1 protein-coding gene is annotated in these 526 nt (G+C 58.6%); it reads left to right on the forward strand.

All coding sequences use genetic code 11. The features are described from left to right. Positions 1 to 295, forward strand: a 295-nt coding sequence (locus R7P74_RS29090) for an ATP-binding protein (RefSeq protein ID WP_318124189.1), incomplete at its 5' end; no start/stop codon positions are given. Positions 296 to 526 lie beyond the last annotated feature (231 nt).

Raw genomic sequence — 526 nt, forward strand, 5'->3', positions numbered from 1 at the left:
GCCGAAGCTGCTGATCTGCGACGAAGTCGGGTACCTGCCACTTGACGCCCTGGATGCAGCGAACTTCTTCCGGCTCGTGTCGGAGCGCTACGAGCATGGCTCCCTGATCATCACGTCCAACACCAGCTTCACCAACTGGGGGACACTCTTCGGTGACCAGGTGCTGGCCTCTGCCTTGCTCGACCGGCTCCTGCACCACGCTACCACCATCAACATCCGCGGCAACAGCTACCGGATGAAGGACAAGCTGCGCGCAGGGGTGACCCATGCGCTGAAGGAGGAGGTGACCGCGTAGACCGAACATATGTCTGGGGAATGATGCGCGATGATTTTGGGGAACTGAATCCGCTGTTTGTGGGGAATCGAGCACGATTTTTTTGGGGAGTTTTAATCCGTTATTGACAACAGCGTCCAGCCGACAACCGGCGGCGCATCGAAAGCTCGCTCGACAGCAACCTCGTCTCGCCGGTCAACTACAGTTGGAACCTGTCGTTCCAAAGACAACTGCCCGCTGGCGTCGTCATCG

It is taken from the genome of Vibrio sp. 2033, assembly GCF_033339735.1.